Annotated in this window: 24 protein-coding genes and 1 pseudogene; 4 read left to right on the top strand and 21 right to left on the bottom strand. The window is 70.7% G+C overall.

What is annotated here, in order from left to right; genetic code table 11:
- Positions 1-30: 30 nt before the first annotated feature.
- Together glgA and QF027_RS43295 are read right to left on the bottom strand one after the other, a co-directional pair.
- Positions 31-1,197: a glycogen synthase gene (gene glgA, locus QF027_RS43300; RefSeq protein ID WP_306973385.1), complete on the bottom strand. Its 1,167-nt coding sequence runs from the start codon at positions 1,195-1,197 to the stop codon at positions 31-33.
- Positions 1,198-1,236: 39 nt separating this feature from the next.
- The gene (locus tag QF027_RS43295; protein WP_307080915.1) at positions 1,237-1,986 is read right to left on the bottom strand and encodes a (2Fe-2S)-binding protein; all 750 of its coding nucleotides are present in this window, start codon (positions 1,984-1,986) and stop codon (positions 1,237-1,239) included.
- Between the two features lie 210 nt (positions 1,987-2,196).
- On the opposite strand from QF027_RS43295, the gene QF027_RS43290 reads away from it, so the two are divergent.
- A complete protein-coding gene (locus QF027_RS43290) occupies positions 2,197-3,342 on the top strand; it encodes a DMT family transporter (RefSeq protein WP_306973387.1) in 1,146 nt (381 codons plus the stop codon).
- On the opposite strand, the gene QF027_RS43285 is transcribed toward QF027_RS43290, so the two are convergent.
- Positions 3,332-4,462: a transglycosylase family protein gene (locus tag QF027_RS43285; RefSeq protein ID WP_307080913.1), complete on the bottom strand. Its 1,131-nt coding sequence runs from the start codon at positions 4,460-4,462 to the stop codon at positions 3,332-3,334. The two genes, QF027_RS43290 and QF027_RS43285, sit on opposite strands and share 11 nt — an antisense overlap.
- Positions 4,463-4,725: 263 nt before the next feature.
- On the opposite strand from QF027_RS43285, the gene gndA reads away from it, so the two are divergent.
- On the top strand, positions 4,726-6,165 hold the full coding sequence (gene gndA / locus QF027_RS43280; RefSeq protein WP_307080911.1) for an NADP-dependent phosphogluconate dehydrogenase: 1,440 nt from the start codon (positions 4,726-4,728) through the stop codon (positions 6,163-6,165).
- 506 nt (positions 6,166-6,671) lie between these two features.
- Here the strand turns inward: gndA and QF027_RS43275 are convergent.
- The 7 genes from QF027_RS43275 to QF027_RS43245 form a co-directional block, all read right to left on the bottom strand.
- Positions 6,672-7,022 carry a GNAT family N-acetyltransferase gene (locus QF027_RS43275; protein WP_306973390.1) on the bottom strand — a complete coding sequence of 117 codons (351 nt, stop codon included), beginning with the start codon at positions 7,020-7,022 and terminating at the stop codon, positions 6,672-6,674.
- A gap of 35 nt (positions 7,023-7,057) precedes the next feature.
- On the bottom strand, positions 7,058-7,477 hold the full coding sequence (panD, locus tag QF027_RS43270) for an aspartate 1-decarboxylase (protein ID WP_306973391.1): 420 nt from the start codon (positions 7,475-7,477) through the stop codon (positions 7,058-7,060).
- A 138-nt stretch (positions 7,478-7,615) separates the two neighbouring features.
- A complete protein-coding gene (locus tag QF027_RS43265) occupies positions 7,616-8,884 on the bottom strand; it encodes a PP2C family protein-serine/threonine phosphatase (protein WP_307080909.1) in 1,269 nt (422 codons plus the stop codon).
- Between the two features lie 852 nt (positions 8,885-9,736).
- Positions 9,737-11,155 carry a DUF2252 domain-containing protein gene (locus QF027_RS43260; RefSeq protein ID WP_306973393.1) on the bottom strand — a complete coding sequence of 473 codons (1,419 nt, stop codon included), beginning with the start codon at positions 11,153-11,155 and terminating at the stop codon, positions 9,737-9,739.
- A gap of 109 nt (positions 11,156-11,264) precedes the next feature.
- Positions 11,265-11,672, bottom strand: coding sequence for an SHOCT domain-containing protein (locus tag QF027_RS43255; protein ID WP_306973394.1), 408 nt, complete (start codon positions 11,670-11,672; stop codon positions 11,265-11,267).
- Positions 11,669-12,031: a carboxymuconolactone decarboxylase family protein gene (locus QF027_RS43250; RefSeq protein WP_307080907.1), complete on the bottom strand. Its 363-nt coding sequence runs from the start codon at positions 12,029-12,031 to the stop codon at positions 11,669-11,671. Before QF027_RS43250 ends, QF027_RS43255 begins: the two co-directional genes overlap by 4 nt.
- A gap of 132 nt (positions 12,032-12,163) precedes the next feature.
- Positions 12,164-12,379, bottom strand: coding sequence for a hypothetical protein (locus QF027_RS43245; protein ID WP_306973396.1), 216 nt, complete (start codon positions 12,377-12,379; stop codon positions 12,164-12,166).
- A gap of 110 nt (positions 12,380-12,489) precedes the next feature.
- On the opposite strand from QF027_RS43245, the gene QF027_RS43240 reads away from it, so the two are divergent.
- Positions 12,490-12,651 carry a hypothetical protein gene (locus tag QF027_RS43240; RefSeq protein ID WP_307080905.1) on the top strand — a complete coding sequence of 54 codons (162 nt, stop codon included), beginning with the start codon at positions 12,490-12,492 and terminating at the stop codon, positions 12,649-12,651.
- On the opposite strand, the gene QF027_RS43235 is transcribed toward QF027_RS43240, so the two are convergent.
- From QF027_RS43235 to QF027_RS43225, 3 genes are all read right to left on the bottom strand, one after another.
- The gene (locus QF027_RS43235) at positions 12,608-13,096 is read right to left on the bottom strand and encodes a hypothetical protein (RefSeq protein ID WP_307080903.1); all 489 of its coding nucleotides are present in this window, start codon (positions 13,094-13,096) and stop codon (positions 12,608-12,610) included. The genes QF027_RS43240 and QF027_RS43235 overlap by 44 nt on opposite strands.
- 436 nt (positions 13,097-13,532) lie before the next feature.
- Positions 13,533-13,736 carry a cold-shock protein gene (locus tag QF027_RS43230; protein ID WP_190107469.1) on the bottom strand — a complete coding sequence of 68 codons (204 nt, stop codon included), beginning with the start codon at positions 13,734-13,736 and terminating at the stop codon, positions 13,533-13,535.
- A gap of 244 nt (positions 13,737-13,980) precedes the next feature.
- Positions 13,981-14,319, bottom strand: coding sequence for a MerR family transcriptional regulator (locus QF027_RS43225; protein ID WP_031144137.1), 339 nt, complete (start codon positions 14,317-14,319; stop codon positions 13,981-13,983).
- 826 nt (positions 14,320-15,145) lie between these two features.
- Between QF027_RS43225 and QF027_RS43220 the strand changes: the two genes are divergently transcribed.
- The gene (locus QF027_RS43220; protein WP_307080901.1) at positions 15,146-15,589 is read left to right on the top strand and encodes a hypothetical protein; all 444 of its coding nucleotides are present in this window, start codon (positions 15,146-15,148) and stop codon (positions 15,587-15,589) included.
- Here the strand turns inward: QF027_RS43220 and QF027_RS43215 are convergent.
- From QF027_RS43215 to QF027_RS43180, 8 genes and pseudogenes are all read right to left on the bottom strand, one after another.
- On the bottom strand, positions 15,490-16,158 hold the full coding sequence (locus tag QF027_RS43215; protein WP_307080899.1) for a TetR/AcrR family transcriptional regulator: 669 nt from the start codon (positions 16,156-16,158) through the stop codon (positions 15,490-15,492). The two genes, QF027_RS43220 and QF027_RS43215, sit on opposite strands and share 100 nt — an antisense overlap.
- Positions 16,158-16,562 carry a PaaI family thioesterase gene (locus tag QF027_RS43210; RefSeq protein ID WP_307080897.1) on the bottom strand — a complete coding sequence of 135 codons (405 nt, stop codon included), beginning with the start codon at positions 16,560-16,562 and terminating at the stop codon, positions 16,158-16,160. The genes QF027_RS43215 and QF027_RS43210 overlap by 1 nt, the downstream gene beginning before the upstream one ends.
- Before the next feature lie 41 nt (positions 16,563-16,603).
- Positions 16,604-17,110: an SMP-30/gluconolactonase/LRE family protein gene (locus tag QF027_RS43205; RefSeq protein ID WP_307082699.1), complete on the bottom strand. Its 507-nt coding sequence runs from the start codon at positions 17,108-17,110 to the stop codon at positions 16,604-16,606.
- Entirely contained in the window at positions 17,059-17,370 is a 312-nt protein-coding gene (locus tag QF027_RS43200; RefSeq protein ID WP_307082798.1) for a hypothetical protein, read from the bottom strand. Before QF027_RS43200 ends, QF027_RS43205 begins: the two co-directional genes overlap by 52 nt.
- 14 nt (positions 17,371-17,384) lie before the next feature.
- Positions 17,385-18,351: pseudogene (locus tag QF027_RS43195) on the bottom strand (sugar kinase).
- Complete coding sequence (locus QF027_RS43190; RefSeq protein ID WP_307080896.1) at positions 18,348-18,968, bottom strand: bifunctional 4-hydroxy-2-oxoglutarate aldolase/2-dehydro-3-deoxy-phosphogluconate aldolase; 621 nt, start codon at positions 18,966-18,968, stop codon at positions 18,348-18,350. The pseudogene QF027_RS43195 and the gene QF027_RS43190 overlap by 4 nt, the downstream one beginning before the upstream one ends.
- Positions 18,969-19,015: 47 nt before the next feature.
- Positions 19,016-20,161 carry a galactonate dehydratase gene (gene dgoD / locus QF027_RS43185; RefSeq protein ID WP_307080894.1) on the bottom strand — a complete coding sequence of 382 codons (1,146 nt, stop codon included), beginning with the start codon at positions 20,159-20,161 and terminating at the stop codon, positions 19,016-19,018.
- A complete protein-coding gene (locus QF027_RS43180) occupies positions 20,158-20,904 on the bottom strand; it encodes a FadR/GntR family transcriptional regulator (RefSeq protein WP_307080893.1) in 747 nt (248 codons plus the stop codon). Before QF027_RS43180 ends, dgoD begins: the two co-directional genes overlap by 4 nt.
- Positions 20,905-20,909 lie beyond the last annotated feature (5 nt).

The following is a 20,909-nucleotide window of genomic DNA, read 5'->3' as shown; positions in this document are numbered from 1 at the left end:
GTTTGACCCATCACTGCCCTTGCGAGGGGCCTAGTACGCCTGTTTGAGGATCTTCTCGTAGAGCCGGACCGTGCGCAGCGCGACGGCATCCCAGCCGAACTCGCCCACCGCCCGCTCACGTCCCGCCTCGCCCATCCGCCGCGCGGTCTCCGGATCGCCGATCACGGAGTCGAGTGCCCTGGCGAGGGCCGTCTCGAACTCGTCGTCCACGGTGACGAGCAGGCCGGTCCTGCCGTCGTCCACGACCTCCGGGATACCGCCGACCCGCGAAGCCACCACGGGGGTTCCGCAGGCCATCGCCTCCAGGTTGACGATGCCGAGGGGTTCGTACACCGAGGGGCAGACGAAGACGGCCGCGTGGGTCAGGAGCTGGATCACCTCGGGGCGCGGCAGCATCTGCGGGATCCAGTGGACGCCCTCGCGGACCCGGCTCAGCTCCTCGAAGAGCTCACGGAACTCCCGGTCGATCTCGGGGGTGTCCGGCGCGCCCGCGCACAGGACGACCTGCGCGGCCGGGTCGATGTCCCGGACCGCGCGCATCAGGTGCGGCACGCCCTTCTGGCGGGTGATCCGGCCGACGAACAGCACGAACGGGCGATCTCGGTCCAGTCCGATCCGGTCCAGTACGTCGGTGCCGTGGTCGGGCCGGTACAGGGCGGTGTCGATGCCGTTGTGCACGATGTGGACCTTGGCCGGATCCAGCGCCGGGTAGCAGCCGAGGATGTCCTCGCGCATGGCTCCCGACACGGCGATCACCGCGTCGGCGGTCTCGATCGCGGTGCGCTCGGCCCAGCTGGAGAGGGCGTATCCACCGCCCAGCTGCTCGGCCTTCCAGGGGCGCAGGGGCTCCAGGGAGTGGGCGGTCATCACGTGCGGGATGCCGTACAGCAGCTTGCCGAGGTGGCCGGCGAGATTGGCGTACCAGGTGTGCGAGTGGACCAGCTCGCGGCCTTCGAGGCCTGCGGCCATGGAGAGGTCCACGGAGAAGGTGCGCAGCGCGTCGTTGGCGGTGTCGAGCGCGGACCAGGGCCGGTGCCGGATCACGCCCGCCGCTCTCTCCTTGACGGACACCTCGCCCCAGCAGTGCACGTCGAGGTCGACGAGGGACCTCAACTCCCGGGCGAGGAACTCGACATGGACACCGGCACCGCCGTACACGTCCGGCGGGTACTCCCGGGTCAGCAGGCCAACACGCACCCGGAACCCCCTGTCTCAGCGGCTGGTCGGCTTTCATGGTCACCCAGATGCGCCGCGCGGGGAAGAGCGCGGGGCTCGTGTGAAACAACAGTCACCGCACAGGCCACCCTCCGGCAACCGGTAGTACAGACAGCAGCTGCGGCGGCGGAAGGCGGTGCCGGTGAGGGTACCGGTTCCGGCGAGCAGGGGATGGGCGAGGAGTTCCACGGCGAGGTCACGGGCGCGGGCGGAGAGGTCCGGACGGTGGCCGAGCTGGCGGGCAGCGCCCGCGAGGGCCGAGGCGGCGTTGCCCCGGAGCAGTCCGGTGGCGAGCCGGTAATCGGCGTGCAGCGCTGCCGTGAGCGGTTCGAGGTGGCCGTGCAGGACGACATCGGCGATGGTCCCGGCATCGCCCGGCAGCGGCTCCACGGCATCCAGCCACAGATCGTCGGGGGCGCTCGCGTCGGGGTCCCAGTGCAGCCGCCGCGGCGACAGGTCGGGGATCCGGCCGTACAGGGCCGCGCAGCCGAGCGCCACCGACCACAGCCGGGCCGCGAGGCCCTGCTGGGCGATGGAGGCCGCGATCCGGGGTTCGGGGGCGCGCAGGGCCCCGGCGACCTTCCTGACACGAAAAGTCAGGGTATTTCCATAAACTTCCGACGCCCGGTGCTCGTAGACTTGTGCGAGGGTCGGCAGCGCCGGGTGTGCTGTCCCGGGAGTGCCGCCGATCGTCCGTAGTACGAAGAAGGCGCCGAGCGGTCGTAGCGCCGCGAGATCAGGGTCGAGGTCCACGACCAGCAGTAGTACCAAGACCCGTAGGGGTACCCACCAGGGGGCCTCCACCCCGTGTCACCCGCCTTGGGGAGGACACGGACCGTTTTGTACTCCATCGGCAGTAGGACCCATTGCCTGCTCAGGTACGACGACGGGAAGAACTTTTCCCGGCATCGTGTTGGTCATGGAAGACGACCGTTCGTCGCGCCGGGCAGCCAGCCCCCGCCTCACGCAGAGGAGCAACTCATGAGTGCCCTCGCGTTGTCCGTGCTCCTCTCCCTCGTCTCCGCCGTCGCCTACGCGGGCGGAGCGATCGTGCAGGAGCAGGTCGCGGTGTCGCACCCGGACGAGCAGTACGCGCCGCTGCGCCGGCCGAGCTGGTGGGCGGCGGTCGCGCTGAACGGCCTCGGTGGACTGCTGCACGTGGTGGCGCTCGCCTACGGCCCTCTCAGCCTGGTCCAGCCGCTGGGCGCCCTGACGATCGTGTTCGCGCTGCCGATGGCCGCGCTGTTCGTCGGCCGCAGGGCCGGGGCCACCGCCTGGCGGGGCGCGATCATGGCGACGGTGGGTCTGGCCGGTCTGCTCTCCCTGGTCGGCGCCTCCGACGCACAGTCCCTCAGCACGGCCCAGCGGGTGTTCGCCGGTCTGGTGACGGCCGCCGCGGTGGTCGCGCTGATGATCGCGGGCCGGGCCGCACACCGGCACCCGGTGGTGCGCAGCGTGCTGCTCGCGACCGCGTCCGGCATCGCGTTCGGTATGTCCTCGGTGTTCACCAAGACGGTCGCCGTGGACTGGAGCGGTGGCGTGTCGACGGCGGACCTGCCCTCCCTGGCCGCGATCGGCGTCCTGGCGACGGCCGGGCTGATGCTGTCGCAGGCCTCCTACCGCGGCGCCGGTCTCGCGGCCCCGCTGGCGACGCTGACGGTCGTGAACCCGGTGGTGGCGGCGGCGGTCGGCATCACGATGTTCGGAGAAACCTTCCGCTACGGCACCACGGGCACCGCGCTCGCCCTGAGCTGCGGTGTGGTGGCGGCCGGCGGCCTGATCCTGCTGACGACGGAGCGGATCCAGCGCACCCATGCCGAGCCGGAGCCCGCGGCGACCGTCGCCCCCGAGGGCGGGGGGTTCGTCCCGGCGCCCGCCGAGGAGCCGGCGGTGGCCGTCCTGCGCGAGGGCGTACTCGTCGACGAGGTCGCCGCCCTGCGCGAGGAGCTGCTCGTCCCGGCTCCCGCCACACCGGCGGCTCCTGAGACGGCACAGCCGGACGGCACCGCCGAAGAACTCCTGGAGAACCTGGGCGACCAGCCCCCGGCGTACTACGGCCCCTTCTACGGCGCCGCGTACATCCCGGTGCCGGTCCTGGACCGGCACCGCACCCGTGTCACATCCTGATGCCGCCGGCCCTGAGATACGCCACCGGGTCGATATCGGAACCGAAGCCGGGCCCCGTCCGCACCTCGAAGTGCAGATGCGGGCCCGAGCTGTTGCCGGTGGAGCCCGAACGGCCGATGCGCTGCCCGCCGCCCACGCTCTGCCCGGACTTCACGGAGATCGCGGACAGGTGGGCGTACTGCGTGTAACGGCCGTCGGCGTGCCGGATCACCACCTGGTAGCCGAAGGAACCTCCCCAACCCGACGTGACGACCTTCCCGGCCGCGACCGCCTTCACGGACGTCCCGGTGGGCACCGCGAAGTCGACGCCGGTGTGGTAGCCCTTCGACCAGGCGGAGCCCGCCTTGCGGTAGGGCGTGCCGAGGGAGGCGTTCACGGGGGCGACCAGGCCGGTGTCTGCGGCCTTCTCGGTCTTCTCGGTCTTCTCCGCGGTGTCGGAGGAGGTCTTCTTCGTCGAGGTCCGGTCGGTGGTGGCGGTCGTTCCGGCGGTGGCGCGCAGCTTGAGGCGCTGCCCGGGCAGGATCAGGTCGGGGTCGGCCCCGACGGTCTTCCGGTTGGCGGCGTACAGCCCCCGCCAGCCGCCCCGAACCTTCCGGGCGTCGGCGATCCCGGAGAGCGAGTCGCCGCGGACCACGGTGTACATCTCGGCGGACCCGGCCCGCGACTGCGGGGTGGTCTGCGGCTGTACGTCCGGTACGGAGGCCGTCTTCCCGGTGAGGGGCCGGCCGTCCGGGGCGGAGCCCTCGCGGGTGAGTCCGGCCCGCGCCGAGCAGGCCGGCCAGGCGCCCGGTCCCTGTCCGTCCAGCACCTTCTCCGCCACGGCGATCTGCTGGTCCCTGGTGGCCAGATCCGCCCGTGCCGCGTACCGGGTGCCGCCGTAGGCCTCCCAGGTGGACTGGGTGAACTGGAGCCCGCCGTAGTAGCCGTTGCCGGTGTTGATGCTCCAGTTGTTGCTGGACTCGCACGCGGCGACCTTGTTCCAGGTGTCCACGTCGGCCGCATGGGCGGTGCCGGCGCCGATGAGCGGGACCGCGATGCCGACGCCGCCCGCGGTGACGGTGAGCGAGGCGCGGTTGATCCTGTTCGGCTGATACCGGCGGTGCCGGCCGCGTACGGCCATGGAGGCCTCCCCCTACAACATGCGTCAGGAGGGGCAAAAGTAAGCGCCGCGAACAGGCCATGACAAGACGGCAATCAGCCGCGTGGGGGCGCGCGCCGGACCGGTGTCTCCGGCTGAACGCAACGAGGCGCCCGAACCGTATCCCTGGTGTGCGGACAGTCCTCCGACAGGCCAGGATGTCCGGTGGACGATACTGACAAGCACGACCGGCAGCAGCGATAGACGACCTACGCGATCCACAGGATCTTTTGGGAGCAGGCGGTATGAGCACAACAGCGCAGATCGGCGTCACGGGCCTCGCGGTCATGGGCCGCAACCTGGCCCGCAACTTCGCCCGCAACGGCTATACGGTCGCCCTGCACAACCGGACCGCGTCGCGCACGCACGCCCTGGTCGAGGAGTTCGGCGGCGAGGGCGACTTCGTCGCGGCCGAGACCGCCAAGGAGTTCGTGGCGGCGCTGGAACGGCCGCGCCGGCTGGTCATCATGGTGAAGGCCGGTGAGCCGACCGACGCGGTGATCCAGGAGTTCGCGCCGCTGCTCGAGCCCGGTGACATGATCATCGACGGCGGCAACGCGCACTTCGCGGACACCCGGCGCCGGGAGCGCGAACTGCGCGAGCAGGGCATCCACTTCGTCGGCATGGGCGTCTCCGGCGGCGAGGAGGGCGCGCTGAACGGGCCGAGCATCATGCCGGGCGGCCCCAAGGAGTCGTACGACTCTCTCGGCCCGATGCTGGAGAAGATCTCCGCGAAGGCGGCGGACGGGGCGCCCTGTGTGACGCACGTCGGTCCTGACGGCGCCGGGCACTTCGTGAAGATGGTCCACAACGGCATCGAGTACGCCGACATGCAACTCATCGGCGAGGCGTACCAGTTGCTGCGCGATGTCGCCGGGTACTCCCCCGCCCAGATCGCCGACATCTTCCGCACCTGGAACACGGGCCGCCTGGACTCGTACCTGATCGAGATCACGGCCGAGGTGCTCTCCCACGTGGACGCGGCGACGGGCAAGCCGTTCGTGGACGTCGTGGTGGACCAGGCGGAGCAGAAGGGCACGGGTCGCTGGACCGTGCAGATCGCCCTGGACCTGGGTGTCCCGGTGTCGGGCATCGCGGAGGCGGTCTTCGCGCGGTCCCTGTCGGGTCACGCGGAGCTGCGGGAGGCGTCCCGCGGTCTCGCCGGGCCCAAGGCGTCCCCGTTGTCGGAGGCGGAGGCCGGGGCCTTCGCGGACCGTGTCGAGCAGGCGCTGTACGCCTCGAAGATCGTGTCGTACACGCAGGGCTTCCACGAGATCGCGGCCGCCCGTGAGGAGTACGACTGGGACATCGACCTGGGTGCCGTCTCGGCGATCTGGCGCGGCGGCTGCATCATCCGCGCGGCCTTCCTCGACCGCATCCGGTCCGCCTACGACACCCGCGCGGACCTGCCCAGCCTGCTCTCCGACGACACCTTCGCCCAGGAGATCGCCGACGCCCAGGACGACTGGCGCGAGGTCATCATCGCGGCGACCCGCCAGGGTGTCCCGACGCCCGGCTTCGCGGCGGCGCTGGCGTACTACGACGCGCTGCGCGCCGAGCGGCTGCCCGCTGCGCTCACACAGGGGCAGCGGGACTTCTTCGGGGCGCACACGTACCGGCGCACGGACCGCGACGGTTCCTTCCACACGCTGTGGGGCGGGAACCGGTCCGAGGTGACGGGCTGAGCGTCGCCCTGACATGGAGGAGGGCCACCGTTCGGTGGCCCTCCTCCACTGTGTTCACGTTGGTTGCCGTCAGCTGAGCGGTGGCCCCGGCTCCGGGTTCGGTACCGGTTCAGGGCCCGGCGGGACCGGGGACGGCGACGGGTCCGGGACCGGGCCCGGTCCCGGAGTCGGAGTCGGGTCCGGAGGTGACGGGGGCTCCGGGGCAGGGCCCGGCGTGGGGACCGGGCCGGGGCCCGGAGTCGGCCCCGGAGTGGGACCCGGTGGGACAGGATCGGGGTACGGGTTGGTCATGGGGTCCTCCAGCCAGTCGGTCGACGTCGGCTCTGGACTACTCCCCCGCGTACCCGTGAGCCCTCCCGCCAGTCACCCACCCGCGTGACGGGCGTGGCCCGCGTGGGTGTGCTCGGGTGCTCCGGGTACGAGAGGGGCTCGACGTGCGGTGCGGCGCGATGCGGCCCGTTGCGGTGCGCGAGGCCGGCAGGACCGCGGCTTTCGGACCCGCCCGCTCAGAAGCCCTCGGGGTGGGCCACCAGCCATTCCCGGGCCGCGCGGAGCAGTTCCGGGTCGGCTGCCGGGGCCTCGTCGGGGTGGCGCTCGGCCCACTTGACGACGTACGGGCAGAGCGGGGCGACAGGGATGCCCTCGCGCGCCGCGATGGAGTAGAGCTCGCGGGCCAGGGAGCCCGCGATGCCCTGTCCCTCGTAGGCCGGTTCCACGATGGTGTGGACCGGGACCAGAGCGCGCGCAGGGGATTCGAGGACGAAGTACTGGATGTGGCCGACGACCTCGCCTCCCCCGGAACCTAGGGCCTCCAGCCGACCGGCCTGTCGGTCGTCGCGGATCTCTATGTCGCTCATGGGCACGCTCCTGGTCCGAAGGTCGTCGAGCGGGGTCAGGCCGACACCGCCTGCGGGCTGCGCTCCTGGTCCGAACCCGGCACCGGCTCGGACGGGTCGGCCCCCAGCGCCACGATGCGGTTGTCGTGGTCCACGTGCACGACCCGGGGTACGAGCGCCCGCGCCTCGGCGTCGGTCACCTGAGCGTAGCTGATGATGATCACCAGATCTCCGGGGTGGACGAGATGGGCGGCGGCACCGTTGATGCCGATCACGCCGGAGCCGCGCTCACCCTCGATGACGTACGTCTCGAGCCGGGCGCCGTTGGTGATGTCGACGATGTGGACGAGCTCACCGGGCAGCAGATCGGCGGCGTCGAGGAGATCCGCGTCGATGGTCACCGATCCCACATAGTGCAGGTCGGCCTGGGTGACGGTGGCTCGGTGGATCTTGGACTTGTGCATAGTGCGCAGCATTCAGCACTCCTGGAAGACGGCTCCCTGCCTGCTTTGTGCAGGTCAAGGGCGTCCTTCACTCTACACCGGCACCCGTCGGCGTCGATGACTGTGAGGAACATCGCTTCCCTCTGGCGAGCAGGCTCCCTGCCTGTGCCATCACCACGGCCTCGTACGTTCGGCCGAAGCCTGCCGGGTGTCCGCGCCGGAGCTCACGTGCCGCTCGGTCTCCTGAGGGTCGTGCCAGTCCAGGCACATCACGGTGGCATCGTCTTCGAGCCGGCCCCCGGCGGCCTCACGGACGGCGGACGTCAGCGTCAGCGCCACCTCCCGCGGGTGCAGATCCCGGGTGTGCTCCAGCAGGGCAGGCAGGTCGACCGTCCCCCCGTGACGTTCGAGCATGCCGTCGGTGAGCATGAGCAGGCGGTCGCCGGGGCGCAGATCGATGTCCTGAACGCGGTAGGAGTGCGGCGCGGACTCGGACAGCCCGAAGGGCTGGTCCACCAGGCAGGTGATCTCCTCCGCGGTCCCCTCGCGCACGCGCAGTGGCCAGGGGTGGCCGGCGTTGACCAGCTGGGCCCGCCCGGTGGTGAGGTCGATGCGCAGCAGTTGCCCGGTGGCGTGACCGTGGCCGTGGTCGGCCAGGGCCTGGTCGGCCCGGTGGGCCTGGTCGGCCAGGGCCTGGTCGGCCCGGTGGGCCTGGTCGGCCAGACCGGCTCCCGTGCGGCGGGCGCCGCGCAGGGCGGCCACCAGGACCGTGGCGGCCAGCGCGGCGTCGATGTCGTGGCCCATGGGGTCCGTCACCGACACATGCAGGGTGTCGCGGTCCAGGGTGTAGTCGAAGGTGTCGCCGCTGAGGTCTTCGGAGGGCTCCAGACTCCCGCACAGTGTGAACTGTGCGGCCTCGCAGGACAGTGAGGGGGGCAGCAGCTGGTACTGGATTTCCGCTGCCAGGGTGGGGGGACGGGAGCGTCTGCCCCAGGTGTACAGGTCGGTGAAACGTCCGTTGGCGATCACTATGTAGGCCAGGACGTGGGCGGCTTCTCCCACCGCTTCGAGGACGTCCTCACCGGCGGCGGCCGGCAGGAGCAGTTCCAGCAGACCGATCGCATCCCCCCGGTTGGTGACCGGCACGATCACCCGCTGCCCCTGGCCGCTCGCCTCCTGGTACAGCCGCTGGGTGCAGATCACCTGCTCGTAGACACTGCCGAACATGGGAATCCGCTCCGCTTCCCGGCCGCCCTCGAGCGCCCCGGCGGTGGACAGCCGCACTACCGTCTTTCCCGTCAGGTCCACGATGAGAAAAGAGACCCGCGTGGCCTCGAAACGCCGCCGCAGGTGCTCGGCGACCACGTCGACGGCGCCTACCGGCGCCGCTGTCTCCGCCGCCGTCAGCAGCCGGGGAAGTGCGCTCTGTCCGTCATCCACGCCGTGGTCCTTTCCACAGGCCCCTCCTACAGCTTGGGAACCTCCACGGTGAGCGTCAATCTGTGAACGGTCACGACAGGTCAGGACGCCATGAGTCGCTTGGGCCGCTTCAGTGGAACGTCCGACGCGAGAGATGCGCGGGAAGGACGGCAAGCCCCGGCTCACCGAAGACACAGGCCGGCCACTACGGCCTGACGCCGACCGGCAGCCAAGAATCTGACTCCCGGGGTCGGCCCAGCCACCCACGGCCCACCGACCTGCACATCATGGGCCGCGCGGCGAGCCCTTCGTCGGCGACTCCCTGACGAAGCCGCTCCGGTCCGCCGCAGAAGCGGCACCTCGGTGGCGCCGATCTGCTCGCGCTGCGCGCCGTCACGGGACCCAGCGCCACCTCGCCGCGATCTCCGCCGCAGGGCGGTCTCCCCGACGCCTGGCGCCGGGGGGACCGGCAGGTCATCGACGAGTGGTCCAAGGTCGCGCTCAGGCGGGCAGGCCTGCGGCCCTGACGGGCGCGGCGGGAGCCGTCGCCCCAGCCCCGGGAGCCGTAAGAGCCTGCCGCTGTTCGTCATGGTCGCCCCGGCCGGCATGAACGTGACGCGGCAGGAAGCCGCTGACCCCGGCTCCTCGCGCTGACCGGCGCCCCTGCGGTCGCCCCCCGGTGTGTCATGTGCCGGTGCCTCGATCGCGCGCCGCGTTGGGAGGCCGCGGTGCGGGGTGTCTCCGTGGCAGCCGTCGAGGTCGGCGTCGGCGGGCAGGTCGCCCTTGTCGTCCCACTCGACGCCGCCCCGCTCGACGTGGATCTCCTGGACTCCGGGGCCACCGCCCGCGTCGGCGCGGGAGGTTCAGTGGTCTTCAGGCCGCTTCGGCGGACAGTCGCCCGACGTGGACGGCGTCGACGAGAGCCTGGTGGTCGCGTTCGTTCTGGTCGGCGTAGCGCTCGGCGAAGGTCGCCAGCGCCCGGTCGAAGCTGTCGCCGCCGCCCAGATAGGCGGCGATGCCGATGCGGTCGCCGGATCTGGCGTGCGCCCGGGCCAGCGTCGCGCCGCACAGCGCTCCGAAGGTCCGCATGCCGCGGGGCACCATCTCCTCGGCCGCGGCGACCCACTTCCAGTCGCGCAGCTGCCGTACGTAGAAGTCCCGGCGTCTGCCGTCGATGCCCTCGACGCGCTCCCAGCCGAGGAAGATGTCGCTGGTGGCCTGCATCAGCCGTTGCCCGGCGACCACCCGCTCGCCCTGCGTCCGGTACGCGCTCGCCCCGGCGTAGGGTGCCAGCACCGACTCGTCGGCCTCCTTGGCCTGGAGGAACAGCGGATCCTCGTCGTCCTTGCCGAGCAGCAGCACGATCCAGCAGCGGGTGCCCACACTGCCGACCCCGACGACCTTGCGCGCCATGTCGGCCATCCTGTACTGCTCCAGCAGGAACCGCCGGTCCGACTGGAGAGTCTGGCCGTAGCGCTCGATCAGTGTGCGGAGCTCGTGTTCCACGGCGCCGCGCCTGTCATCCGGCAGCAGGTCTTCGAGACGGGTGATGAGCGGTGGGGCGGAAGCGATGCGGCGCCTGCCGTCGACGACGTGGGTGAGTTTGTCGAAGACCTGGAGGGTGTCGTGCGACCGTGCCTTCGTCACGGCCTGCGCCCACCGTTCGCGGCCGCGCGCGGACAGGTCGGCCGCGAAGCGGTCGCGTACCCGGTCGACGTCGAACTGGGCGTACCAGACGGCCAGGTTGCCGAGTCCGGCGAAGGACCGCATGCTCTCGCGATAGGACCGCACGGTGGCCAGGACGATCGCGGCCCGCTGCTTGGTGCTGAAGCCGTTGGCCCGGCCCGCGATGACGAGGCTGGCGGCCAGGCGCTTGACGTCCCACTCCCAGGGCCCCGGCAGGGTCTCGTCGAAGTCGTTGATGTCGAACATGAGGCGCCGCTCGGGTGAGGCCAGCAGCCGGAAGTTCAACATGTGCGCGTCACCGCACAGCTGGGTCCGCAGTCCCGATGTCGGGGTGCCCGCGAGATCCGAGGCCATGATGGCGGCCGCGCCCCGGTAGAAGCGGAACGGCGACTCGGACATCCTGCCGTAGCGGATCGGCACGAGGTCGGGCAGCCGGGTCGTCGACTGCTTCGCGATGATCTCCAACGGGTCCGGGCGCTGCGGTCCGGGTGCGAACGCGGCGTGGCTGGAGCGGGGCACGGCGGCCCGCGCCGCCTTGCCGTGCGCGGCCCGTTCCTGCGGGGTGTGGTGCCGCACGTCGTGTCCGTCCAGGTGGTTGTCGGTCATGGCTGCGGCTCCGTTGGCTGGTCTCGCCGACCCGGGCGGTGGCGATGGCTGTCGGATGACACCGGGAACGGTTCTCGGAGCATGCTCGGATCCCCTGTGCCAGGGGAGGTCAGTGGAGGATCTTCTCCTTGGCCCGCTGGTACTCCTCGTCGGTGATGTCACCCCGGGTACGGATGTCGGAGAGTTTCGCGAGCTGATCGGTTTCGCTCCCGCCCCCCGCGCCCTGGCCGACGGTGGTGCGGATGTAGTCGTCGACCGCACGCTGTTTGGCCTGCGCGTGCCGTGTCTCGCGCCTGCCCATGTCCTTGCCGCGGGCCAGGACGTAGATGAACACGCCGAGGAAGGGAAGCACGACGACGAAGATCAGCCATCCCGTCTTGGCCCCTCCGCCAAGTGTGTCGTCCCGGAAGATGTCACCGATGACCCGGAAGAGCAGCACCAACCACATGATCCACAGGAAGATCCACATGACGGTCCAGAAGGCCCCGAGGACCGGATAGTCGTAGGCCAGATTCATGTCGCTGCTCCTTCTTCCCCGCCTGCGTCGTGCAGGGGGAGACCGAAGGCTTCGCCGATGCTGCGGGCGGCGGACACCACACGGGCGCTGCCGACCACCGGAGCGATGGCCACGAGGGTGCCCTGGATGCGCTCGAGGGGCACGCCGAGTTCGCCGGCGGCGCCGATGTTGAGCAGATACGAGGCGGGCGAGGCGTCCATGGACACCAGCGCCGCGATGCGCGTCAGCAGGTACGTCTCCGGATCCAGCCCCGACCGCTCGAACGTGTCGAGCGTCATCTGGACGAGCGTCTCGAACACGGGAGCGTCCGCCTCGGCGAGGGCGCTGACACCGCCTGTCCCGATCATTTCCTCGGTCATGGTCCGGCTCCTTCTCTGGGGGCGTTGCGATCCTTCTCCTGTACGACTCCAGTCGAGCCCCGCCGGTCTGACGCGGCATCCCCCGCAGCGGGTGATTCGGGTCCCGGCTGCCGGCCCGTGGCGTCGGCCGGTTCAGTCGATGATGAACCAGCCACGTACCTGCGCCTCGTGGTCGACGTACCGTTCGCCGGAGACGTCGACCACGACCTTGTCGATCGTGCCGCCGGTGAAGGGGAACGGCCCGTGGTGGTCGGGTGTCACGGGTGACGCGTCGTCGCGGCCCACGCGGATCCCGTCCCCGACGACACAGAAGAAACCGGGCTGGGTGACGATGCCGTCGCCGCCCACCTCCTGGTCGTCCCTGCAGAGGGTGAGGTGCCCTCGGCGCCGGGCATCTCGGGGTCGGCGCTGCGGCCGTTCGCCGCGAACTCGGCCGTGAACACCGCGGAGTGCAGGCGATGGTCCTTGACGTAGAGGCTGTGGCCGCCCGCGACACCGCCGTGGGCGTACAGCACGCCCTCGGCGTCGGCCGACCCGACGTCGACCCGGCGGCCATGGTGTACGACCGGCCGCTGGTCACGACGCCGGACTGCTCGGGCACCGCCGCGGAGTCGGGGTAGTACACGTGACGGTCGCGCTCGGGACTTCCGTGCGGGCGCTCGGCCAGGACCTGTCCAGGGCGGTGCGGTCGTCCAGCGGCAGCCCGGTGCAGATGCCCGCGTTGTAGTACCAGAGGCTCTTGAGGGTCTCGAGCCGGGCCGGTTCCCGCGCTGCCAGGTCCGTCGACTGCGCGCGGTCGGTGGTGAGGTCGTAGAGCTCCCAGACGTCGTGCGCGAAGTCGCCCCAGCCGCTCAGCGGCGGGTGCACCGTGCAGGCGAGCCATCCTTCGTGGTGGATCGACCGTTGGCCCAGCATCCCGTAGAACTGGGTCTGCCGTCCCGGCGCCCCGGGGTCGGTGAGCGAAGCCCTGAAACTCTCGCCCTCGATCGGGCTCTGCCGGTAGCCCTTGATCACCTCGGGTGGCTCGACGCCGAGGAGGTCGTACAGCGGGGGGACGACGTCCACCGCGTGGACGTACTGCCGGCGGACCCCCCGGGCCGAGATCCCCGCGGGCCGAGATCCCCGCGGGCCATGCCACCAGGCACATATCGGCCACGCCGCCCTCGTAGCCGGCCCAGCGCTTCCAGTGGAGGAACGGGGTAACGGGGTGTCGAACGCCCAGGCCCAGCCGGTGTTGCAGTGGTTGCACGACGTCGGGCCACCGAGCTCGTCGATGTGATCCAGGGACAGCTCGGCGAACGGCGTGCCCGAGACCGTGTGACCGTCGTACTCGCAGTCGCCCGGACACGCGCCACGTCCGGGCGGCGCCTGTGCAACCGACGCCGCGTCGACGCACGAACGCGTCGAACGATCGAGACACACCGACAGTCGAGACGTGGTCACTGGGCGGCATGAAGCCGGCCGGCCACCTCGGCTTGATCCCCGGGGCAGGTCTGCGAGGTCAGGCCAGGCTGATGTTCTCGGCCTGCGGACCCTTCTGGCCCTGGGTGACGTCGAACGTCACGGCCTGGCCCTCCTGGAGCTCACGAAAGCCCGTCGAGTTGATCGCGGAGTAGTGCGCGAAAACATCCGGGCCGCCGCCGTCCTGGGCAATGAAGCCGAAGCCCTTCTCCGCGTTGAACCACTTCACAGTTCCCGTTGCCATGTCCGGTGCCTTCCAGTCGATGAACGCCTCCCACTCCGGTGGCAGACGGAGGTGATCGCCCTGGTCCCTGCGGCACAGCACAGCAAAACGCCCACACCAGGGGCGTGGGCAAGAGAGAATTCCGAACCACGACAGCTGACGCAGACGCTACACGCCCGCACACCGCGTCACCACAGGAAATGGTTCACGCCGCGCACCGAGACCGTGCGTGCGGTGCCCGTCGGAACTGACGGGCACGCTCGTCTCATGCTGCTGCCGTTGGGTTCGCCGATTCGGCGGCACGGCGGTATTCCGCGTTGAGACGCTGGGCTTCCTCGAGCTGGTCTTCGAGGATGACGATCCGGCAGGCGGCCTCGATGGGGGTCCCGTGGTCGACGAGTTCCCGGGCGCGTGCGGCGATGCGCAGCTGGTAGCGGGAGTAGCGGCGGTGCCCGCCTGCGGAGCGCAGCGGGGTGATGAGGCGGGCTTCGCCGATGGCGCGGAGGAAGCCCTGGGTGGTGCCGAGCATCTCGGCGGCCCGGCCCATGGTGTAGGCGGGGTAGTCGTCGTCATCGAGACGGCCGAACGTGTCGTCTGCTGTCATTGCGCCTCTCGCGGAACGCGTTGAGGGGCCCTGGCACCGTACTGGCACCAGGGCCCCGAAGGAACTAACTACACCATCTGCCGGCCCTGATACTGCACCGGCCCTCTGTTTCCGCGGACCCGACCGAGACGCTGTCGGGGGCGCGGGGATCGCGGTTGCTCGACCGGAGACCACCTCACTATCGATGTCCTGCGGTACCCGGGGTCGAGACTGCCGCCCGGGCGATCCTGATGGCGCTCGGCTCCTCCGTTCTTCCCTCTTGGCCAACTGCTCACTGACGGAAACTGCGAACTGCTGATACCGCGAACTGCTGGTGGCTTCCAACGGAGCCACTCTTCGGCAGCCTGCCGAACCTCCCGGTGCGCGCGCCCGCAGCCGACGCCTTCACCGAGGTACTGCCACTGCGTGGCGGCCCCTGATCACTGCGGGCCACCCGGTCCGGTCGTCAGTCCCGTCGCCGTCCTGCGACCACTCTGGCTTCGGAACTCCACCACCGCACCGTCATACCAACTGCAACTGCGTACTACTGCCCGGCAGTTCATCTCTGCCGGGCTCGCTCGATCTCGGCTACAAGAGAAACCATAACCACATCGCCACCCAATGTCTACTGCGGCTGGCATAGATTTTGGCGCGCTCGAAGATGAGACAATCCGTCTCGCCTGGGCCACGGACGGTTCGGGCAGCGTCGGGCCCCGTGCGGCTCTCGCAGTGCCCCACCGCTTCGCCTACCTCCACCCCGACCGGCCGGCACCCCTGTCCGTCGGCGCACCCGGACGCGTCACCCTCCTGAACCCGGCCAAGCCCTGGCCGTACGGGCACAGCCGACATGCGCGAGCAGTTCGCGACCGACATCGACCCGGCCGCCCTGCGCGACCTGCCCGTCCGCCCGGCCATCGGCGGGAACGACACCGGAACCGCCGATCTGCCACCCCTCGACGCACCGGGAGCCGCGTCCTCGGGCAGCAGCCGTATCGAACGCATCACCTCACCGCGGGCCAACTGGCAAGCCCATGGAATCGACGCACGCCTGGACATCGTCCCCGGCGCGGCCCACGACCGGTTCGCGTGCCTGCCGGCAGTCCAGCAGTTCCTCGCCTCGCAGATCACTCCGTGGCGAGGGCGCCGCCGGTGCCACCCGCGGATCGTCGTCGCGGATGGGGCACCCGCAGTTCAGCCCAAGCGCAGCACATCAGCGAGCGAGGGTGCGGTCGCCCGGGACGCGGTGAGAAGGGCGCCATGGACGGCTGAGGACGCCGCCCGTCTGATATAGCGATCACTGTCTGAAGGCCAGGCATCGCGCTCTTGGTGGATCAGAAGAGAAACCGCCCCGTGCACGCCGGCACACAGCACTCTGGCGGTCTCGGTCTTGCTCTCCACAGGTACCCCGGCATCAAGACAGGCCGCGACCTTGTCCCGGAAGTAGCGGAAGCACGCGTCCTCGTTCCGACGGCTGGCTTCGGTGGCCTCACCGGCCATCACCAATCGGTACTGGGACGGATGGCGCAGTCCGAACGCGATGTAGGCGACGCAGATTTCATGGAGCGCCGTCACGGGGTCCGCGATGTCCCGGGACACTGCTTCCAACTCGATGAACAGGGAGCTCCACACACGCAGGCACGCCGCATGGACGAGTTCCCGCTTCGAGTCGAAGTGGAGGTAGACGGCCGGCGGGCTGACTCCTGCACGTGTCGCTACTGCCCGAATCGTCAGCGCGTCGGCGCCACCGTCTTCGAGAAGTCGATCGGCGATGTCGAGAAGCTGGTCCCGGAGCAGGCCGCCGTGCCCCTTGGCGGCGCGAACTCGGGAGTCGCGATGCTCTGACGGTGCGTCACCGAGCATCAGGACACCTTCGGTTTGATGGTCGTGACCACTTGGGTCACCCGGGCGCACAGTTCGCCTTCGTCATCATGGATGTCGACCTCGACCACGCTGTTGCGCCCCACCCGCAAGGGACGAGCTGTCGCGACGACGCTCGTGCGTGCGGGCCGAAGAAAGTGCGTGCTCGACTCGACAGTGGCCGGCGCGGCGCCGGCTGGACCGTTGAGAGCGGCGCACACGGCAGCACACACATCGGCGAGCCCCATCAACGCTCCTCCATGGAGGCCACCACCCACAGTGGAGAGGGAGAGGTCGTGCACCAACCTGGCTTGCACGCCGACTTCCGAGATCTCCTCGAACACCACTCCGAGCGTCTTGGCATAGGGCGCCAGCGCGTAGACGTCTTCAGCTGCGAGTGTGGGCACGGGCTGCTCCTGTCTGTGTTAACTGCGATAACTTATCGACGTTAACCCAGCTCGTCAACGGTTGGTCCGGGCAGCGCACGGGCATCACCGTCGGCCTCTCGCCCCCCGCAGCGTCGCTTCCCCCGACCGGTACCGGGAAGCCGAGCACGGCGCCGGAGGTCGCGGTCGGGTTCTTCACCCCGTACCGGGCTGTGGTGACGAACAGGCGGTTGTCGTCGGGGAGCAGGCGCACCGACGTGGGTTTCCGGGCTGCCCATGAGGTCGCCCGAGAGCGGGTCGATCCGGCAGCGCAGGATGGTTCCGACGGCCGTGTCGGCAAGGTACATGGTGGTGCCGTCCGCGGTGAACGCCGGGCCGTTGGCGATGGTCAGGCCGTCGAGGACGCGCACCACCGTGCCGTCCGGGTCCGTGCGGTACAACGAACCCGCCCCGGGGGTGCCGTCGTAGGCCATGCTGCCGGCCCAGAAGCGACCGGCGGGGTCGGCGACGCCGTCGTTCATGCGGCTGGGGAACGAGGTGCGGTCCTCGGGTCGGTCCAGCCAGTCCAGGGCGCCGTCGGGGGTGAGCAGCGCGATGCCGGTTCCCGCGGCGGCGATCCTGGTGTCCGGTGGCCGTACACCGGCGCGACGGCGCCCAACGGTACGTCGAGACAGGCGAGTCGGGTCGGCCCGGTGTCGTCGCGCAGTGCGAAGAGCCGACCGCTGAGGAGGTCGACGTACACATAACGGCCGTCGAACCAGCGGCCGCCCTCGGCGAGTTCGTACCCGCCATCGACGACGACCGTCGCGGGCGCTGCCGTTGATGTCACGTTCGGTCTCCTGTTCAGCGAATCGTCGTGCCGTCGGGCTGGTCGAACAGCCCGAGTTCGTCGCGCGTCGGAAGGCCCTCCCAGTCACCCCGGGTGCCCACGGCGAAGGCCGCGGTGGGTGACGGCTCGGTGCAGCCGGGCCGGGATGTCCGCGCCGTCGAGGAGTCCGGACAGGTATCCGGCCACGAAGGCGTCGCCCGCGCCGACCAGATCGATCGCGTCGACCTGTCGGGCGGCGCGGTCCGTCGCCCCGTCGGAGGTGAAGGTGGTCGCGCCGTGTGCGCCACGCTTGATGACCACCTCGTCGACGCCTGCGGCCAGGAGGCTGTGCACGGCTTCGGATTCGCCTGCGCCGGACCGTTCCCGCACCAGTGGCAGCTCGTCCTCGGAGGCTATGAGCAGGTCGGTGTGAGCCAGGATCGGGCGGAGGACAGTGAGGGCCCGGTCAGCGGTCCACAGCTTGGAGCGGTAGTTGACGTCGAAGCACACGGTCATGCCGACCTCGCGGGCGGTGGTGGCGGCAGCCAGGACGGCCTCGGCAGCCGACGGGCTGAGCGCCGGGGTGATGCCGGTCAGATGCAGGATGCGGGATCCGGAAGCCAGTGCGGGCAGGACGTCGGCCGGTGAGACGGCCGAACCTGCGGAACCGGCGCGGTAGTAGCTGACGCGTGTGAGGGTGCCGAGACGGGGTTCGGTGAGCAGCAGTCCGGTGGGCCGGCCGGTGTCGTCGGTGACCGCGTGCTCGATGTCGACGCCCTCGGCGCGCAGGGTGCGCAGGACCAGCGCGCCGAGTTCGTCCGCGCCGACCCGTCCCGCCCAGCGCACCCGGTGTCCGAGCCGGGCCAGGCCGACGGCGACGTTCGACTCGGCTCCCGCGACGGACAGGCCGAGGCTGCCGCCGAGCCGCAGCGCGCCCTGGGCCCGCAGCGCCGCCATGGTCTCGCCGAAGGTCACGACCTCGGGTGCGGCCTGGGTCGTCATGTCGTCTCCCCCGCGGCCACCTCGCGGAACTCGGCCGCCCGGGCGCGGAGTCCGGCGAGGTCGCCACCGTCGGCCGCGTCTCCCACGAGCGGCGAGCCGACGCCCACGGCGAGGGCACCCCGGTCCAGGTAGGCGCGTGCGGCCTGCGCGTCCACTCCGCCGACGGGAACGAAGGGCACCTCGGGGAAGGGATCCCGCAGAGCGCGCAGATAGCCGGGCCCGCCGAGCGAGCCGGGGAAGAGTTTGATCGCGTCGGCGCCCCGTGCGAGGGCCTGTTCGATCTCGCTCGGGGTCAGGGCCCCCATCAGCACGGGCACGCCGTACGACGCCAGCCCGTCGACCAGTGCCGGGGTGACGAGGTAGGAGGCGCCGGCGTCCACGGCGCGTGCGGCGTCCTCGGTCGTGCGCACGGTTCCGGCACCGAGGAGAGCGTCGGGGCCGAGGGCGGCGCGGGCCTGCCTGATGACGGTCAGGGCGTCGGCCGTGGTCAGTGAGACCTCGATGGCCGGGATGCCCACCTCGGTGAGGGTGCGTACGGTCCGCAGGGCCGCGGCGGGATCCTTGCCCCGTACGATCGCCAACAGGCGGTGGGCTCGGAGGGATTCCACCAGGTTCATGGGAGCGGGCTCTCCTTGGGTTCGGGGTGCGGGGGCCTGAGGGGTGCTCACCACTCGGTGAACGCCCCGTCTGCTCCCCGCCACACGGGGTTGCGCCAGCGGTGTCCGGTCTCGGCGGCCCGGCGTACCGCGTCTTCGTCGATGTCGACGCCGAGACCGGGGCGGGAGCCGGCGACGGCGTATCCGTCCCGGAAGCGGAAGGGTTCGGGGTCCATCACGTACTCCAGCAGGTCGCACTGCTGGTTGTAGTGGATGCCCATGCTCTGTTCCTGGATGAGGAAGTTCGGCACGGAGAAGGCGATCTGGAGGCTTGCGGCCAGGGCGATCGGGCCGAGGGGGCAGTGCGGGGCCAGGGCGACGTCGTACGTCTCGGCCATGGCCGCGATGCGACGGACCTCGGAGATGCCGCCGGCATGCGACAGGTCGGGTTGGGCCACGGCGATGCCGCTGGTCATGACGTCACGGAAGTCCCAGCGCGAGTACAGGCGTTCGCCGGTGGCGAGCGGAATGCTCGTGGACTCCACCAGGCTGCGCAGATGGCCCGAGTGTTCCGGTGCGACGGGTTCCTCGACGAACAGCGGATGCAGGGGTTCGAGCAGGGGCAGCAGACGGCGGGACATGGCGGTGGAGGCCCGGCCGTGGAAGTCGACGGCGACGTCCCGCTCGTCGCCCAGCACCTCGCGGACGGCCGCGACGCGCTCGACGACCTCGGCGGTGCGGGCCGGGGTGTCGATCGGGGCGAGTTCGGCGGAGGCGTTCATCTTCACGGCGGTGAAGCCCGCCTTCATCTGTTCCTCGGCCCTTTCCGCGACATCGCCGGGGCGGTCTCCGCCGATCCAGGCGTACATCCGGAGGCGGTCGCGTACGGGGCCGCCGAGGAGCCGGTGCACCGGGACGCCGTAGGTCTTGCCTGCGATGTCCCACAGAGCCTGGTCGATGCCGGCGACGGCGCTGGAGAGGATGGGGCCGCCGCGGTAGAAGCCGCCCTTGGTGAGCACCTGCCAGTGGTCCTCGATGCGCAGCGGGTCCCGGCCGACGAGGTAGTCGGCCAGTTCGTGCACCGCGGCGCGTACGGTCTCGGCGCGGCCCTCGATCACGGGCTCGCCCCAGCCGGTGACACCCTCGTCGGTGGCGACGCGCAGGAACAGCCAGCGCGGAGCCACCAGGAATGTCTCAAGTCCGGTTATTTTCAAGGAGCTTCCTCAGGGAGCGGTTCGGTCGAGCCGTCAGCGTGGCCTTCCTGCGCCTGTACGGCGGCCAGGTCCTGGGACGCCTGCGCGAGCAGTGACTCGACGGCGGCCACGGCGGCGTCCGGATCGCCCGCCTCGACCGCCGCGAGCAGGTCCTGGTGCACGGGGATGGAGTCGGCGAAGTGGCGGGCGCCGTGCACGATCCGGTCGCGCACGCGCAGACCCGCCTCGATGACGACTTCCATCCGGCTGAGCAGTTCGTTGTGCGCGGCCTCCAGCAGGGCGCGGTGGAAGGCCAGATCCGCCTCGACCATCGCCTCCGCGTCCGTCCCGGCCGCCGCCATCGCGTCGAGCGCCTGCCGCAGCGCGTCCAGGTCGGCGGGGGTGCGGCGGGCCGCGGCGAGCCTGGCTCCGGCGGGTTCGACTATCGCGCGGACCTCGGCCAGGTCCTCCAGGAAGCCGTCGGTGGGAGCGCTGCTGCCCTGCCAGCGCAGCAGGTCGCTGTCGAGCAGGTTCCAGTCGGCGCGGGGCCGGATGGTCGTACCGCGTTTCTGCTTCGACTCGAGCAGGCCCTTGGCCGCCAGCACGCGCAATGCCTCGCGCACCACGGTCTTGCTGACGCCGAGTTCGGTTTCGAACTTGACCGGGTCCACGACGGTGCCCGGGGGGTAGTCGCCGCGGATGATGCGCCGGCCCAGTTCCTCCACCGCCTGGCCGTGCAGCCCCCTACCGGGATGGGTCACCACGTTCT

This window comes from Streptomyces canus (assembly GCF_030816965.1).
Lineage (GTDB): Bacteria > Actinomycetota > Actinomycetes > Streptomycetales > Streptomycetaceae > Streptomyces > Streptomyces canus_E.
Note: the sequence above shows the minus strand (reverse complement) of the source record. Positions and strands in the feature narration are given on the sequence as shown.

What these genes read in the sequence shown, in the direction of transcription:
- QF027_RS43285 (WP_307080913.1), bottom strand. Translation starts at nt 4,462, where the DNA reads ATGGCCGTACGCGGCCGGCACCGCCGGTATCAGCCGAACAGGATCAAC.
- QF027_RS43260 (WP_306973393.1), bottom strand. Translation starts at nt 11,155, where the DNA reads ATGACCGACAACCACCTGGACGGACACGACGTGCGGCACCACACCCCG.
- QF027_RS43220 (WP_307080901.1), top strand. Translation starts at nt 15,146, where the DNA reads ATGCGCGAGCAGTTCGCGACCGACATCGACCCGGCCGCCCTGCGCGAC.
- QF027_RS43215 (WP_307080899.1), bottom strand. Translation starts at nt 16,158, where the DNA reads ATGCTCGGTGACGCACCGTCAGAGCATCGCGACTCCCGAGTTCGCGCC.
- panD (WP_306973391.1), bottom strand. Translation starts at nt 7,477, where the DNA reads ATGCTGCGCACTATGCACAAGTCCAAGATCCACCGAGCCACCGTCACC.
- QF027_RS43290 (WP_306973387.1), top strand. Translation starts at nt 2,197, where the DNA reads ATGAGTGCCCTCGCGTTGTCCGTGCTCCTCTCCCTCGTCTCCGCCGTC.
- gndA (WP_307080911.1), top strand. Translation starts at nt 4,726, where the DNA reads ATGAGCACAACAGCGCAGATCGGCGTCACGGGCCTCGCGGTCATGGGC.
- QF027_RS43190 (WP_307080896.1), bottom strand. Translation starts at nt 18,968, where the DNA reads ATGAACCTGGTGGAATCCCTCCGAGCCCACCGCCTGTTGGCGATCGTA.
- QF027_RS43255 (WP_306973394.1), bottom strand. Translation starts at nt 11,672, where the DNA reads ATGAATCTGGCCTACGACTATCCGGTCCTCGGGGCCTTCTGGACCGTC.
- QF027_RS43225 (WP_031144137.1), bottom strand. Translation starts at nt 14,319, where the DNA reads ATGACAGCAGACGACACGTTCGGCCGTCTCGATGACGACGACTACCCC.
- QF027_RS43240 (WP_307080905.1), top strand. Translation starts at nt 12,490, where the DNA reads ATGGTCCTTGACGTAGAGGCTGTGGCCGCCCGCGACACCGCCGTGGGC.
- QF027_RS43230 (WP_190107469.1), bottom strand. Translation starts at nt 13,736, where the DNA reads ATGGCAACGGGAACTGTGAAGTGGTTCAACGCGGAGAAGGGCTTCGGC.
- QF027_RS43275 (WP_306973390.1), bottom strand. Translation starts at nt 7,022, where the DNA reads ATGAGCGACATAGAGATCCGCGACGACCGACAGGCCGGTCGGCTGGAG.
- QF027_RS43250 (WP_307080907.1), bottom strand. Translation starts at nt 12,031, where the DNA reads ATGACCGAGGAAATGATCGGGACAGGCGGTGTCAGCGCCCTCGCCGAG.